General features: G+C 66.5%; 12 protein-coding genes. 7 read left to right on the top strand and 5 right to left on the bottom strand.

Features of this window, described 5'->3' with window-relative positions:
- Positions 1-34: 34 nt before the first annotated feature.
- On the bottom strand, positions 35-847 hold the full coding sequence (locus tag ACO07K_RS11155; RefSeq protein WP_422036004.1) for an enoyl-CoA hydratase/isomerase family protein: 813 nt from the start codon (positions 845-847) through the stop codon (positions 35-37).
- A gap of 109 nt (positions 848-956) precedes the next feature.
- On the opposite strand from ACO07K_RS11155, the gene ACO07K_RS11150 reads away from it, so the two are divergent.
- On the top strand, positions 957-2,531 hold the full coding sequence (locus tag ACO07K_RS11150) for an ABC transporter substrate-binding protein (protein ID WP_422036003.1): 1,575 nt from the start codon (positions 957-959) through the stop codon (positions 2,529-2,531).
- A gap of 45 nt (positions 2,532-2,576) precedes the next feature.
- Positions 2,577-3,953 carry an amidohydrolase family protein gene (locus ACO07K_RS11145; RefSeq protein ID WP_422036651.1) on the top strand — a complete coding sequence of 459 codons (1,377 nt, stop codon included), beginning with the start codon at positions 2,577-2,579 and terminating at the stop codon, positions 3,951-3,953.
- A gap of 124 nt (positions 3,954-4,077) precedes the next feature.
- Here the strand turns inward: ACO07K_RS11145 and trpE are convergent, their stop codons facing one another.
- Both trpE and ACO07K_RS11135 read right to left on the bottom strand, forming a co-directional pair.
- Complete coding sequence (trpE, locus tag ACO07K_RS11140) at positions 4,078-5,610, bottom strand: anthranilate synthase component I (RefSeq protein ID WP_422036002.1); 1,533 nt, start codon at positions 5,608-5,610, stop codon at positions 4,078-4,080.
- Between the two features lie 10 nt (positions 5,611-5,620).
- The gene (locus tag ACO07K_RS11135; protein WP_422036000.1) at positions 5,621-7,549 is read right to left on the bottom strand and encodes a peptidyl-prolyl cis-trans isomerase; all 1,929 of its coding nucleotides are present in this window, start codon (positions 7,547-7,549) and stop codon (positions 5,621-5,623) included.
- A 138-nt stretch (positions 7,550-7,687) separates the two neighbouring features.
- Here ACO07K_RS11135 and tpiA point away from each other — a divergent pair, with 138 nt between their 5' ends.
- The 5 genes from tpiA to ACO07K_RS11110 all read left to right on the top strand — a co-directional run bounded on the left by tpiA (position 7,688) and on the right by ACO07K_RS11110 (position 12,358).
- Positions 7,688-8,443 carry a triose-phosphate isomerase gene (gene tpiA / locus ACO07K_RS11130; protein ID WP_422035998.1) on the top strand — a complete coding sequence of 252 codons (756 nt, stop codon included), beginning with the start codon at positions 7,688-7,690 and terminating at the stop codon, positions 8,441-8,443.
- 51 nt (positions 8,444-8,494) lie between these two features.
- Entirely contained in the window at positions 8,495-8,878 is a 384-nt protein-coding gene (secG, locus tag ACO07K_RS11125; protein WP_422035997.1) for a preprotein translocase subunit SecG, read from the top strand.
- 100 nt (positions 8,879-8,978) lie between these two features.
- The gene (locus ACO07K_RS11120) at positions 8,979-10,610 is read left to right on the top strand and encodes a CTP synthase (protein WP_422035996.1); all 1,632 of its coding nucleotides are present in this window, start codon (positions 8,979-8,981) and stop codon (positions 10,608-10,610) included.
- Positions 10,611-10,671: 61 nt separating this feature from the next.
- Positions 10,672-11,433 (top strand): hypothetical protein, encoded by a 762-nt coding sequence (locus ACO07K_RS11115; protein WP_422035995.1) that lies wholly within the window; start codon positions 10,672-10,674, stop codon positions 11,431-11,433.
- A 1-nt stretch (position 11,434) separates the two neighbouring features.
- Complete coding sequence (locus ACO07K_RS11110) at positions 11,435-12,358, top strand: peptidoglycan-binding domain-containing protein (RefSeq protein ID WP_422035994.1); 924 nt, start codon at positions 11,435-11,437, stop codon at positions 12,356-12,358.
- 353 nt (positions 12,359-12,711) lie between these two features.
- On the opposite strand, the gene ACO07K_RS11105 is transcribed toward ACO07K_RS11110, so the two are convergent.
- Together ACO07K_RS11105 and ACO07K_RS11100 are read right to left on the bottom strand one after the other, a co-directional pair.
- Positions 12,712-13,788: a tartrate dehydrogenase gene (locus tag ACO07K_RS11105; protein ID WP_422035993.1), complete on the bottom strand. Its 1,077-nt coding sequence runs from the start codon at positions 13,786-13,788 to the stop codon at positions 12,712-12,714.
- A gap of 13 nt (positions 13,789-13,801) precedes the next feature.
- Positions 13,802-14,806: a tripartite tricarboxylate transporter substrate binding protein BugD gene (locus tag ACO07K_RS11100; protein ID WP_422035992.1), complete on the bottom strand. Its 1,005-nt coding sequence runs from the start codon at positions 14,804-14,806 to the stop codon at positions 13,802-13,804.
- Positions 14,807-14,815 lie beyond the last annotated feature (9 nt).

The raw sequence follows: 14,815 nt of genomic DNA, 5'->3' as shown, positions 1-14,815 counted from the left end.
CGGTGAGGTCCTTCGCTGGCGCTCAGGACGACACCTAAATCGGCGAATACGGATCGAATTTCGGCTTGCGCTTCTCCAGGTGCGAGGCGAGGCCTTCCTTCACGTCCGGGCCGAGGAAGCCCAGCATCTCGAGACCGAGCGAAGTGTCGAAGGTCGGGCCCATCATGCGCAGCCAGTTGTTCAGCGCGTACTTGGTGAAGCGGATCGAGGTCTGGGCACCCTCGGCCAGCTTGGTCGCGACCTCCAGCCCCTTGGCTTCGAGCTGATCGTCCTCGACGCAGAGCGACACCAGGCCGATGCGCTCGGCTTCCTCGCCGTCGACGGCTTCGCAGAGCAGCAGATAGTACTTCGCCTTGGCCATGCCGCAGAGCAGGGGCCAGACGATGCAGGCATGGTCGCCGGCGGCGACGCCGAGGCGGGTATGACCGTCGATGATCTTGGCCTTCTTCGAGGCGATCGAGACGTCGGCCAGGATGCCGGCGACGAGGCCCGCGCCGACCGCCGGTCCGCGCATCGTGCTGACGATCGGCTTGGAGCAGTTGATGACGTTGTAGACGATGTCGCGCGCTTCCTTCCAGGTGCGCAGCAGCGCGTTGTGGTCCCGGATGTTGTTTTCGATGATGTCGAAGTCGCCGCCGGCCGAGAACACCTTGCCGCCGGCGCCCTGGATGATCACGCAGTTGATCGTGTCGTCGCCGTCGATGTCGCGCCACACGTCGACCAGCTCGCGATGCATGATCGCGTCCGTCGCATTGTACTTTTCGGGACGGTTCATCGTGACCCGCAGCACCTTGGGATGCGGGCGATCGAACAGCAGGCGCTGATAGCGATTTTGCCAGTCGGACATTGGTTTCCTCCGTTGCCGGCGAGGTTAGCACCGCTCGCGCGCATCGTGGAATGGCATGCTGATTGCGTTCGTTGTGAAGGGTGATGTGGGAACGAACGGAGGATGGGACATGGGTGCCATGAAGTGGGCAATCGGGGCGGCGGCGACCGCATTGATGTCGTTTTCGGTGCAGACGCCGGCGCAGGCCCAGACGATCCGTGCGGTCATGCACGCCGACATCAAGATCATCGATCCGATCTGGACCTCGGCCTACAACGTCCGCAATTACGGCTACATGGTCTACGACACCCTGTTGGCGATGGACGAGAATCTCGTCGTCAGGCCGCAGATGCTCGAAGGCTGGAAGATCAGCGACGACAAGCTCACCTACACCTTCACCCTGCGCGACGGGCTGAAGTTCCATGACGGTGCGCCGGTGACCTCGGCCGACTGCATCGCCTCGCTGCAGCGCTGGGCGCCCAAGGACGCGATGGGGCAGAAGCTCTTCTCGCTGGTCAAGGAACTGAAGCCGGTCGACGACAAGAGCTTCACCCTGGTGTTGAAGGAGCCCTACGGCCTGGTGCTGGAATCGCTGGGCAAGCCCAGTTCCACGGTGCCGTTCATCATGCCGAAGCGGGTGGCCGACACGCCGAACAACGTGCAGATCAGCGACCCCACCGGGTCGGGCCCGTTCGTCTTCCGCAAGGACCTGTGGCGCCCGGGCGAGAAGACGGTCTACGACAAGTTCAAGGACTACAAGCCGCGCAGCGAGCCGGCCTCCGGCCTGGCCGGCGGCAAGGTGGTCAACGTCGACCGGGTCGAATGGCTTAACATCACCGATGCCCAGACCGCGGTGAACGCGCTGCTGGCCGGCGAGATCGACTATATCGACCAGCCCGAGATCGAGCTGCTGCCGCTGCTCGCCAAGGACAAGAACATCGTCCTTGGCACCTACAACAAGCTCGGCGGCCAGATGAACCTCCGCTTCAACACGCTGCACAAGCCGTTCGACAATGCGAAGATCCGCCAGGCCGCGCTCTATGCCCTGAACCAGAAAGACTTCCTGATCGCGGGCTTCGGCGACGAGAAGTACTACAAGGAGTGCAAGGCGCTGTTCATCTGCGGCACGCCCTTCGCCACCGACAAGGGCTTCGAGGACAAGCTGAACTCCGACTTCGCCAAGTCGAAGGAGATCCTGAAGCAGGAAGGCTATGACGGCACGCCCGTCGTGCTGCTGTTCGCCACCGATACCCAGACCGGTCGCCTGACGCCGATCGTCAAGTCGCTGCTGGAGCGGGGCGGCTTCACCGTCGACATGCAGGCGATGGACTGGCAGACCGTGCTGTCGCGGCGCACTCGCAAGGAGGCGCCCGACAAGGGCGGCTGGCACGCCTTCATCACCACCTGGGTGTCGGCCGACCTGCTCGATCCAATCATGATGTCGTACATCGCGGCCACCTGCGAGAAGGCCAATGTCGGCTGGCCCTGCGACCCGCAGATGGAGAAGCTGCGCGATGCCTTCTCCCGCGCGACCACCGAGGCCGAGCGCAAGGAGCTGGCGATCGCCATCCAGGTGCGCGCGTCGGAATATCCGATGTACGCCAATCTCGGCCAGTACATCATGCCGGTCGCGATGCGCACCACGATCACCGACCAGCTCAGCGGACCGGTGCCGATGTTCTGGAACATGAAGAAGAAGCAGTAGGGCGGTCGCCGCCGACAAAAAACAAAGGGGGAAACGTTGACCATCGTGATTCACAACGCCGCCATCGTCACCGTCGACGATGCCGACAGCGTCCACTACGACTCAGCGATCGCCATCGAAGGCGACCGCATCGCCGCCATCGGGGCCAGCGCCGACGTGCTGGCGCAATACCCCGCGGCCGAGAAGATCGACGGCAGCGGCAAGCTCGTGATGCCGGGCTTCGCCAACATCCACACGCATTTCACGATGACTCTGGCGCGCGGCGTGTTCGAGGACCTGTCGCCCTCGCACAAGCCGCCCTTCTCGGGCGGCCTGTCGCCGATTCCGCTGCCCGACATGACTCCGGACGAGCGCCGTGCCTTCGCGCTGCTGGGTGCCCTCGAGGCGCTGCGCAGCGGCACCACGCATGTGCTCGAGGATTCCAACGACGTCGATCATTATGCGGAGGCTCTGGCGGACACCGGCATGCGCTTCCTGCTGGCCGAGCGCGCCTACGACCGCATCGGCACCTCGATCGGCGATCCCGCGCCCTACCAGCTCGATCGCGCGCTGGGGCAGACGCACATCAAGAACATCGAGCGAAACCATCGCGACTGGAACGGCAAGGCCGACGGGCGGATGCGCATCGCCATCTCGGCCTGGGCGCCCGACATGTGCTCGCCGGAGCTGCTGCAGGATCTGAGCGCGCTGCAGAAGCAGCTCGACAGCCGCATCACCATCCATCTCAACCAGATCTGGGGCGAGGTGGCGGCCGTGCGCGCCCATCGCAACCGCCTGCCGACCGAGTTTCTCGCCGATCTCGGCTTTCTCAACGACCGCATCATCTGCGCCCATTGCCGCTGCATGGAGCCGTCGGAGGAGAAGCTGCTGGGCGAGGCGAAGGTCAACGTGTCGTTCAACTCCGCCATCGCCGCGCGCCGCGGCCTCAGCCCGCGCATCGCCGATCTGGAAGGCTATGGCTGCAACATCGGCATGGGCTCCGACAACATGGCCGAGGACATGGTCGAGGTGATGCGCACCGGCCTGTTCATGGAGCGCGTCCGCCGCGAAGACGGGCGCGAGCCGACGCCCGAGCGGGCGCTGCGCTGGGCCACGCGCAACGGCTACCGCGCGCTGGGCGTGCCCGACGGCGGCTGGCTGGCGCCGGGCAACAAGGCTGACCTGATCATGGTCGACCTGCAGCGCGCCCACCTGATCCCGGTGCTGCGCGTCGTCTCCGACTTCGTCCATAACGGCCAGGCGCGCGACGTGCAGTCGGTGATGGTCGACGGCAAGTGGGTGATGAAGGACGGCGCCGTACTGACGATGGACGAGGACAAAATCCTGCGCGACGCCCAGCGCATCGCCAACGAGGCCTGGTCACGCACCTTCAAGACCCGCTTCAAGCCTCCGGCGGGTTTCTCGCCGGACGCGCTGCCGTAAGACCTGTTGTCCTGAGCGCAGCGAAGGACCTGGGCAAACGACCAGAGGACTCCTGAGCGAGCGTGAGATCCTTCGCTTCGCTCAGGATGACAAAGGGGTAGGGACGCCCCCTTGATCGCCCAGCTCAGCGCCGCGTGTTGCCGGCGCTCCACTGGCCGGCGCTGGCGAAGCGGACGGCTTCGTCGGCGGCCCGCACGAGCGCGCGCGCTTTCTGGACGCTCTCCTGGTACTCGGCCTCGAGGTCTGAATCGGCCACGACGCCGACGCCGGCCTGGACGTACATGGTGCCGTCCTTCACCAGGCCGGTGCGCAGCAGGATGCAGGTGTCCATCGTGCCGTTGGCCGCGAAGTAGCCGGCGCAGCCGGCATAGATGCCGCGACGGACCGGCTCGACCTCGTCGATGATCTGCATGGCGCGCACCTTGGGCGCGCCCGAGAGCGTGCCGGCCGGGAAGCCCGCCTTCAGCACGTCGATCGCGTCGAGTCCTTCCTCGAGCTTGCCCTCGACATGGGAGCTGATGTGCTGGACGTGGCTGTACTTCTCGATGGTGAACTGCTCGACGACGCGGACCGAGCCGATCTTCGACACGCGGCCGACATCGTTGCGGGCCAGATCGACCAGCATCAGGTGCTCGGCGCGCTCCTTGGGATCGGCCAGCAGTTCCTCGGCGAGCTGCTTGTCTTCCTCGGGCGTGGCACCGCGGCGGCGTGTGCCGGCAAGCGGGCGGATGGTGACGGTGTCGTCGCGCAGCCGGACGAGGATCTCCGGCGAGGAGCCCACGATTGTGAAGTCGCCATAGTCGAAGAAGATCAGGAACGGCGAGGGGTTGATGCGGCGCAGCGCCCGGTAGAGCGACAGCGGCGGCAGCTTGAAGGGCAGCGAGAAACGCTGCGACGGCACGATCTGGAAAGCGTCGCCGGCGCGGATGTATTCCTTGCAGGTCTCGACCATCGCCTTGAAGTCTTCCTTCGACATGTTGGCCTGCGGCTCGGGCAGGGCCTCGAGGTCGTCGGCGCTGTCGCGACGGAAGGGCAGGGTGCGCTCGAAGTCGGAGACGGCATCGCCCAGCCGCTCCTGTGCGGCCTCGTAGGCGGCACGGGCACTGGTCCCCGGCTGCGGCCAGACGGGGGTGACCAGGGTCACGTTGTCTTCCAGCCGGTCGAAGATGCAGATCAGGGTCGGCCGGACCATGATCGCATCGGGCAAGCCGATCGGATCGGGATTGGTGTCCGGCAGCCGCTCCATGTCGCGGACCATGTCGTAGCCCAGGAAGCCGAACAGGCCCGACGCCATCGGCGGCAGGTCGGCAGGCAGCTCCATCTGGCATTCCTTGATCAGGGCGCGCAGCGTCTCCAGCGGCCGGCCGTCGAGCGCCTCGAAGGCCTGCGAATCGGTGTGGGCGCGGCGGTTGATCTCGGCCTGGCCCTTGCGGCAGCGCCACACGATGTCGGGCTTGAAGCCGATGATCGAATAGCGGCCGCGCACCGAGCCGCCTTCGACCGACTCCAGCAGGAAGGAGTTGGCGCGGCCGTCGGCCAGCTTGAGATAGGCCGAGACGGGCGTCTCGAGGTCGGCAACCAGCTTGGTCGAGACGACCTGCGGCGTGCCGGAGTCATAGCGCGACGCGAAGGCGTCGAAGTCGGGCGAGATCGACATGGCAGGTCTTCTATTGCTGGGTCGCGAAGGTCGCCTGGAAGGCGGCCTCGTCGACGGTCACGCCGTACTTGGCGCGGAGCGCCGCGATGAGCTGCAGGATCAGGTCGTTGGCGACCATCGTGTCGAGCTGCTTGCCGAAGCGGTCCAGCTGATCCTTGTCCTTGGCCAGGTCCGGCGGTTCGACGGACTTGAGCCGGACCAGCACGCTGCCCGAACCGGTCCGCACGGACTGCGTCTTGTCGGGCGCCAGCTTGAACAGTTCCACCACCACCGGCTGGCTGAGATAGTTGCCGGCATCGGCCTCGAAGCGGGTCACCGGCTTGGCGATGCGCGCCTCCAGCCCGAGTTCCTGGGCGAGCGTGGTGAAGTCGGTGCCGGCATTGGCCTTCTCGACCGCTGCCTTGACCTTCTCGTCGGCGAGCTTGCGGCGTTCCTCGCCCTCCCAGGCCTCGACCACCCTGGCCTCGACCTCGGAAAGGGCGGGCGTGCGGGCCGGCGTGATGCGGTCGGTGCGCACGATGAAATACTCGCCGCGCTGCGTCTCCAGCAACTCGCTCTCCGCACCCTCGCGGGTGGAGAAGGCCGCCTGCATCAGTTCGGAGGCCGCGGGGCCGATCACGACCTGCTTGCCGGCGGCATCCTGGCCGCGCGCGTCGACATTCTCGTAGGTCCGGACCTTGAGCCCGAGATCCTCCGCGGCGGCCTTCATCGACTGGGTCTTGCCCAGCACGCGTTCGAAGTCGGTCACCAGCTTGATCAGGAGATCCGGCGCCTGCTGCGCCTTCAGGTCCTTCTCGAGCTTCTCCTTGACCTCCTCGAAGGGCACCGACTTGCCGGCCTCGATCTTGTTGACGCGCACGATGTGCCAGCCGAGCGGCGACTGGATCGGCGCCGGCGCGATGCCTTCGGGCAGGCCGAAGATGCCGTCGGCCAGCGGGCCGGGCGGCAGGTCCTTCTTCGTCACGGGCCCGAGCTTGATGACGCCGTCGGCGTTGCCGGTCACTTCCTTGGCCGCATCCTCCAGCGACTTGCCGCCTTGCACGGCCGCGATGATCGCCTTGGCCTTGTCCTCGGTGTCGGTCATCGCCTGGTCGACGTCGCGCTTCTCGGGCGTGCCGAACTCGGCGGAGCGCGCCTCGTATTCCTGGCGCAGGGCGTCGGAGGTGACCGCAACCTGGCTCTCGACGTCGTCGACCGTGATCATGACGTAGGAGAAGGCGCGAAACTCGGGGATCTGGAACTTGGCCTTGTTGGCCTCGAAATAGGTGTTGAGCTGTTCCGGCGAAGGCTTCGGCACATCCACGACGATCGAGTCGGGCATGTAGATCGTCTCGGCGGTGCGCTTCTCGCTTTCCAGCTTGAAGACGTCGTTGCGCAGCGACACCGGCGCCAGGCCGTCGGCGCGGACGACACCGAACAGCTGGCTGGCGGCGATCTCGCGACGCATGTCGAGGACGAACTGCGCCTCGCTGATGCGGGCCTGCTGCAGTCGGTTGCGATAGAGCAGGGGATCGAACGACCCGCCGGTGCCCTGGAAGGCCGGATTGCGCGCGATCGCCGCGCGGACTTCCTCGTCGCTCACAGTGAGGCCGAATTCGCCGATGGCGTAGTCGAGGACGGCGCGCTGGATCGTCTCCTCGAGGGCCCGCACGTGCAGACCGTAGCGCAGCGCCTGCTCCTGTTCGGGGCGCTGGCCGGTCTGGCGCTGGATCGCCTCCAGCTGGCGGTTGAACTGCTCGCGCACCTCGGTCGCATAGACGGGCGCGCCGCCGACCCAGCCGTAGAGGGGCAGCTTGGTGCCGCCGACATGGGCCACTTCGGTGCTGCGCCCGACCGCCTTCAGCATGTCGCCGACGCCCCACAGGCCGAAGCTGATGATCAGCATGCCGAAGAGGATGGAAAGAACGATGAAGCGAGCGTACTTGCGGAACTGATTCACGGGCCGGATGGGGTTCTTGAAGGGGCGCCATGCCTACCACCCGCCCCATGGACAGGCAACCAAGCGGCCTTTGACCGCAACTGCCACCGCCTTTAGATACGCCTCCAACGGTTTGGGCCGAACGGGAAGGGAAATTCGATGGCACGCACGAGGCGCCCGCTGATCGCGGGCAACTGGAAGATGAACGGCCTGAAGGCCGATGCCCTTGCCCTGGCCAAGGATGTTGCCGCCGGCGTGAAGCAGGCCGGCTGGAGCGATCGCGAGCTGCTCGTGTGCCCGCCAGCGACCTTGGTCGCCGCGGTTGCCGAGGTGGCCGGCGGAAGCGGCCTCCTGGTCGGCGGCCAGAACTGCCATGCCAAGGCGAGCGGTGCCCATACCGGCGACGTGTCGGCCGAGATGCTGAAGGATGCCGGCGCGTCCCACGTCATCGTCGGCCACTCCGAGCGGCGCGCCGATTGCGGCGAGACCGACGCGATCGTGCGGGCCAAGGCCGAGGCGGCCTGGCGCGCCGGGCTGCTGCCGATCGTCTGCATCGGCGAGACGCTGTCCGAGCGCGAGGCGGGGGACACGCTGTCGGTCCTGGAGACCCAGCTCAAGGGCAGCGTTCCGCCGGGCGCGACGGCCGCCAACCTGGTCGTGGCCTATGAACCGGTCTGGGCGATCGGCACCGGCAAGACCCCGACCGTGGCCGAGGTCGCCGCAGCCCACGCGCATATTCGCAAGGTGTTGGGCGGGCTGACGAGCGAGGCGGCCGGGGTCCGGCTGCTCTATGGCGGCTCCGTGAAGGGCAGCAATGCCGCCGAACTCCTGGCCGCCGGCGACGTCGACGGCGCCCTGGTGGGGGGAGCCAGCCTCAACGCCGCGGAATTTTTGGCTATCGCCAAGGCGGCCTAAAGGGGCTAGAAGCGCCCGCTTGCGAAGATGCCCTTCTAGCGCTGGACAAAAATGGACGCCGTAAGACACTTCCTCCACGAATGGCGCCTCGTGCTGCTCGTCATCCATGTCGGTGTGACCAGCGCGATGATCGTCGTGATCCTCCTGCAACGCAGCGAGGGCGGTGGTCTCGGCATGGGCGGCCGCTCGGACGCGCTCTTCTCGGTACGCGGCCAGGCCAACATCCTGTCGCGGATGACAGCGATCTTCGCGACCATCTTCTTCGTGCTGAGCCTGGTGATGGCCTGGAGCATGACAGACCCGATGCGCGCCTCACGGTCCATCATGGATCGTGCGCCCGTGAGCTCGGGCGCTCCCACAGCGCCAGTAGCTCCGGGCGGCGTGACGCCGGCGGCGCCGGGCGCTCCGGCGCAACCCGCTGCTCCCACCCGCTAAGGGACAAACATGAAATCAGCTTCCTCCCTCCGCCGAATTGTCTCCGGCGGGGCGAAATCCCCATGGCTGCGCTCCGCAAGCGCTTGTATGCTGTAGGCCCATGACGCGCTTTATTTTCATAACGGGCGGCGTGGTTTCCTCGCTGGGCAAGGGACTTTCCTCGGCGGCACTCGGTGCCCTGCTGCAGACCCGCGGCTACAAGGTCCGGCTGCGCAAGCTCGATCCCTACCTCAACGTCGATCCGGGGACGATGAGCCCCTATCAGCACGGCGAGGTCTTCGTGACCGACGACGGGGCCGAGACCGACCTCGACCTCGGCCACTACGAGCGCTTCACCGGCGTCGACGCCCGCCAGAGCGACAATATCACCACGGGGCGCATCTACTCGACCGTGATCGCCAAGGAGCGGCGGGGCGAGTATCTCGGCGCAACCGTGCAGGTGATTCCGCACGTCACCGACGCCATCAAGGACTTCGTCCTGGCCGACACCGACAAGGAGGACTTCGTCCTCGTCGAGGTCGGCGGCACGGTGGGCGACATCGAGAGCCTGCCGTTCCTGGAGGCGATCCGCCAGGTCGGCAACGAGCTTGGCCGCGAGCGCACGATGTACGTGCATCTCACCCTGCTGCCGTGGGTCCCGACGGCGGGCGAACTCAAGACCAAGCCGACCCAGCACTCGGTCAAGGAATTGCTGAGCGTCGGTATCCAGCCCGACCTGCTGGTCTGCCGCAGCGGCGACAAGGAGATCCCGCAGAACGAGCAGCGCAAGATCGCCCTGTTCTGCAACGTGAAGCCCGAGCGGGTGATCGAGGCGCGTGACGTCGACACGATCTACCAGGTGCCGATCGCCTATCACGAGCGTGGGTTCGACCGCGAGGTCTGCCGCTATTTCGGCCTGCCGGCGGATGAGGAGCCCAACCTCGATCGCTGGCGCGGCATCGTGCGTTCGGTGCGCGAGCCCGAGGGCAAGGTGACGATCGCGGTAGTCGGCAAGTACACGGTGCTGCTCGACGCCTACAAGTCGCTGTCGGAAGCGCTGACCCATGGCGGCTTCGGCAGCAACGTGAAGGTCGCGCTGGAGTGGATGGACTCGGAGATCTTCGAGCGCGACGATGCCGTCACCCGCCTCGAGCATGTCCACGGCATCCTGGTCCCGGGCGGCTTCGGCGAGCGCGGCACCGAGGGCAAGATCCACGCGGTCAAGTTCGCCCGCGAGCGCAAGGTTCCGTTCTTCGGCATCTGCTTCGGCATGCAGATGGCGGTCATCGAGGCGGCGCGAAACCTGCTGGGCATCGACACGGCCTCGTCGAGCGAGTTCGGACCGACCGACCATGCGGTGGTGGGCCTGATGACGGAGTGGATGAAGGGCAATCAGCTCGAGAAGCGGGCGGCGGACGGCGATCTCGGCGGCACGATGCGGCTCGGCGCCTACCCGGCGCATCTGCGACCCGGAACCAAGGTCCACGAGATCTACGGGCAGGACGTGATCAGCGAGCGCCATCGCCATCGCTACGAGGTCAACGTCCACTACAAGGACCGGCTGGAGCAGGTGGGCCTGCGCTTTTCGGGCATGTCGCCGGACGGCATCCTGCCGGAAATCGTCGAGATTCCGGACCATCCCTGGTTCATCGGCGTGCAGTTCCATCCCGAGCTGAAGTCGCGTCCGTTCGCGCCGCATCCGCTGTTCACCTCGTTCATCGGGGCGGCGAAGACACAGAGTCGCCTCGTCTAGGGAAGGGCGAGGCCGCGGCCGGGTCGCATTTCCGTCACCTTTTTCAGGTGAATTCGCTGCCATGTACCGAATTGCCGCCTCTGTCCTGCTCGCCATCGTCTCGCTCGGTCCGATTCTGGGCTCGACCGCCTGGGCCCAGTCCTACGGCAAGGCCGAACGGCGCGACCCCATCTTCCTGCGCTTCGCCGAGATGGCGAACCGCTACTGGGTCAACAGCGAGACGAATTCGGCCAGCCACAAGGTCGTGGCGATCCCGATGCCGAAGCAATGCGCCTTCCTCTATGCCGACGCCTATACGCGCGGCCAGCAGAGCGAGCGCGAGGTGCAGGACATCGCCGTCTCGAACTGCAACCGGCGGCTGGCCGAGCTTGGTCCCCTGGGCGAGAATTACGGCGTCGACTGCCGCTGCCAGGTCGTGATCAGCGACGAGCAATACGTGGTACCCAAGTCTTCGATGCCGGACGATGCCTATGGCCCGACCTCGATCTTCTATCGCGACGATCGCGGCAACGTCGCGCGGCTGAACGGTCTCGTGCGCTACGGCGCGCTGATCGGCCGGGACCGTTCCGTCACCTTCACCGTCGAAAATCCGCGCGGCGAGCAGGTGTGCACCGGCACGATGACCAACGAGAATCCCGGCAGCGGTCGGTTCTCGCTCTCCTGCTTCGGCGGCAAGTTCGCCGGGGGGGGGACCTACGAAAACAGGACCGGCGCGCCGAACGACCATATCATCGCCCGCGGCCAGACCAGCCGCGGCCAGCCGGTGACGATGGTGATCGGCCTGCCGGCGCAGCTCGCCGCCAACACCTATGGCAGCCTCTGACATGCGGCTCGCCGCCGGCCTGGTCTCGCTGGCGCTGCTGGTGCCCGCGCTCGGATGGGCGCAGAGCGCGAGCGAAGTCGAGCGCTGCTTCCAGAACCCCGGCGCCTGCGCGAACGGCGGTGCCGGCGGTGCGGCGGGACGGGGAACCCCGGCGCCGGCTCCACCGCCCGCGCCGGTCGCGGCACGCCCGGCGCCGGCACCGGACTATGCGACCGTCCTCAACAGCCCGGATCCCGATCGCCGGAAGATCCAGGAATCGCTGCGCACGCTCGACAAATATAGCGGCCCGATCGACGGCAACCTGCAGTCCGAAGCCACCGTGAAGGCGATCGGCGACTGGCAGAAGGGACGCAATACCCCGGCGACCGGCAAGCTGACACCGCAAGAGGCGGCCCAGCTCAATGCCGAAGCGGCCCGCGCGCCGATCCGCCGGCTCGAATCGCCGCCACCGCAGACCGCCGCGCCGGTGCCTCTGCAGCCGCCCCAGCCCAGCAACGCCGACATGCTGAAGGCCCTGCAGGCGAAGCTCGCCGAGCGCCGCAAGGCCGCGGAGCCCAAGGCGAATGCGGCCGCGCAGGCCCTCGTGCGCGACCTCAAGGCCTATGTCGCGGCCGACGGCAAAGGCGTTGCAGGAGACCAGTTCGCGGCCTTCGCCAAGTGGTACGCCGACAACAAGGCGGCCGGCCGCACGGTTGGCGAGATCGCGCCGGTGATCGACGACTACGGCGACGCCAAGGCCGGCGCCGCGACCACGACCGAAGTGAAGTTCGAAACCAAGCAGGGCGACACGCGCTACGGCCAGTGCCTGGTCTTCGCCTGGATCGAAGCGAGCCCGCGCAAGAACCCCCAGGCCTTCACCTGCGACGACGTCGCCGCGGTCGAGAAGTGGAAGACCGACCAGGCGCTGAAGAGCGCCTGGCGTTGATCCACACGGACGGCTCTCTTCTCATTCTGAGCGAAGCGAAGGATCTGGCGTTCGCTCAGGAGTTCTCTGGTCGCTCCGCAAGGCCCTTCGCGGTGCTCAGAGGCTGGCGGGAAATGAACTGAATCGATTCAAGCCCTTACCTCAATCCTGAGGAGCGCCGCCCCTCGAGTACCTCGGGGTAAACTCCACGGCGCGTCTCGAAGGATGGGCAACAGACAAGGTGCGCGTTCCCACCCTTCGAGACGCATCGCTGCGCGATGCTCCTCAGGGTGAGGCTATCGGGGCTATTCATAGCCTCTTGTTTTAGTTGCATTCATTTCGAGTCAGGCTCTCCGGACGACATCGAGCTCGCGTTAGGCATTCTCCCCGTGGATCGCCTCGATCACGGCTTTCGTGACGTCGGCGGTCCGCGCGGTGCCGCCGAGGTCGGGCGTGTGGAAGCGCTTGTCGGCGGTGACCCGCTCGATCGCCTTCATCAGACGGCCCGCGGCGGCCGGCTCGCCCAGATGCTCGAGCATCATCACCGCCGACCAGAAGGTGCCGACGGGATTGGCCACGCCCTTGCCCATGATGTCGAAGGCCGAGCCATGGATCGGCTCGAACATCGAGGGGAAGGCGCGTTCGGGGTTGAGATTGGCCGTCGGTGCGATGCCGAGCGATCCGGCCAGCGCGGCGGCCAGGTCCGACAGGATGTCGGCATGCAGGTTGGTCGCCACCACCGTGTCGATGCTGCCGGGCTTCATCACCATGCGCATTGTCATGGCATCGACCAGCATCTTGTCCCAGGTCACGTCCTTGAACTCGGCGGCGACTTCGCTGGCGATCTCGTCCCACATCACCATGGCGTGGCGCTGGGCGTTCGACTTGGTGACGACGGTGAGGAGCTTGCGCGGGCGTGACTGGGCGAGCTTGAAGGCGAAGCGCAGGATGCGCTCGACGCCGGCGCGCGTGAACATCGACACGTCGGTCGCCGCCTCGATCGGCGAGCCTTGGTGGACCCGGCCGCCGACGCCGGAATACTCGCCCTCGGAATTCTCGCGCACGATCACCCAGTCGAGCTCGCCGCCATTGACGTGGCGCAACGGCGAGGTGATTCCCGGCAGCACGCGGGTCGGCCGGACGTTGGCGTACTGGTCGAAGGGCTGGCAGATCGCCAGTCGCAGGCCCCACAGGGTGACATGGTCGGGAATGTCGGGATGGCCGGCCGATCCGAACAGGATCGCATCGTGTTTGGCGATCTGCTCGCGCCCGTCCACCGGCATCATGCGGCCGTGCTTCTTGTAGTAGTCGCCGCCCCAGTCGAAATGGTCGATCTCGAAGGCGAAGCTGCCCTCGCGGCGAGCGATGGCTTCCAGCACCTCGACTCCCGCCGACACGACTTCGGTGCCGATGCCGTCGCCGGGAATGGCTGCGATCTTGTAGCTCTTCATCAATGTCTCCGGATCAATTGCTGGCCTTGACGCCGGCCGCCTTGATCACGGCGTCCCAGCGTTTCACTTCCGATTCGAGATAGGTCTTGAGCGCCTCGGGGCTGACCTGCGTCTCGGCGACGGGCTCGGTGCCGAGGCTGGCGAACCGCTCCTTCACCTTGCGGTCCTTCAGCGCGACCTTCAGCGCCGCCACGAGCTTGTCGGTGACGTCCTTCGGCAGACCCTTGGGCGCCCAGAGCGCATGCCAGGCCGAGACCTCGAAGCCGGGCAGGGTGCCGCCGTCCAGGGTCGGCAGGTCGGGCAAGGACGAGACCTTGGACTTGGTCGTGACGGCGTAGCCCTTGATGCGTCCGTCCTTGATGTGGCCTGTCGTGTTGGTCGTCTGGTCGCACATCACGTCGAACGTGCCGCTGATCAGGTCGTTCATCGCCGGACCGGTGCCGCGGTAGCCGACACCTTCCATCTTGATGCCGAGTTCCTTCATCAGGATCAGCATGCAGAGGTGCGACGCCGAGCCGATACCGGCATGGCCGTAGGTCGCCTTGCCCTGGTTCGCCTTCATCCAGGCGACGATCTCGGCGATGTCCTTCGGCGGCAGGCCCGCCTTGGAGACCAGCGTCATCGGCACGTCGGTGATGCGGCCGAGATGGTCGAAGTCGCCGACCACGTCGTACTTCAAGCCATCATAGAGAGCGGGCGCGGTGGACTGCGCGATGTGCCAGACGGCGATGGTGTAGCCGTCGGGGGCGGCACGGGCGACCTTGGCCATGCCGATCGTGCCGCCGGCGCCGCCGACATTCTCGACCACGACCGTCTGGCCGAAGGTCTTGGTCATCGACTCGGCGATCAGCCGCGCGACCGTGTCGGTGGGGCCGCCGGCGGCGGCCGGCACGATCAGGGTGACGGGCTTGTTGGGATAGGCGCCTTGCGCGAATGACGGTCCGGCCATCAAGGCCGTAGCGAGCGCCGCGGATGCGGCCAGCGCGCCGGTCAGCAGCGAACGACGAAAACAGCTCATGGTTTCACT

Origin of the sequence: Reyranella sp., assembly GCF_965228225.1 — a bacterium.
Taxonomy (GTDB): domain Bacteria; phylum Pseudomonadota; class Alphaproteobacteria; order Reyranellales; family Reyranellaceae; genus Reyranella.
This window is presented reverse-complemented; position numbering and strand designations above follow the sequence as displayed.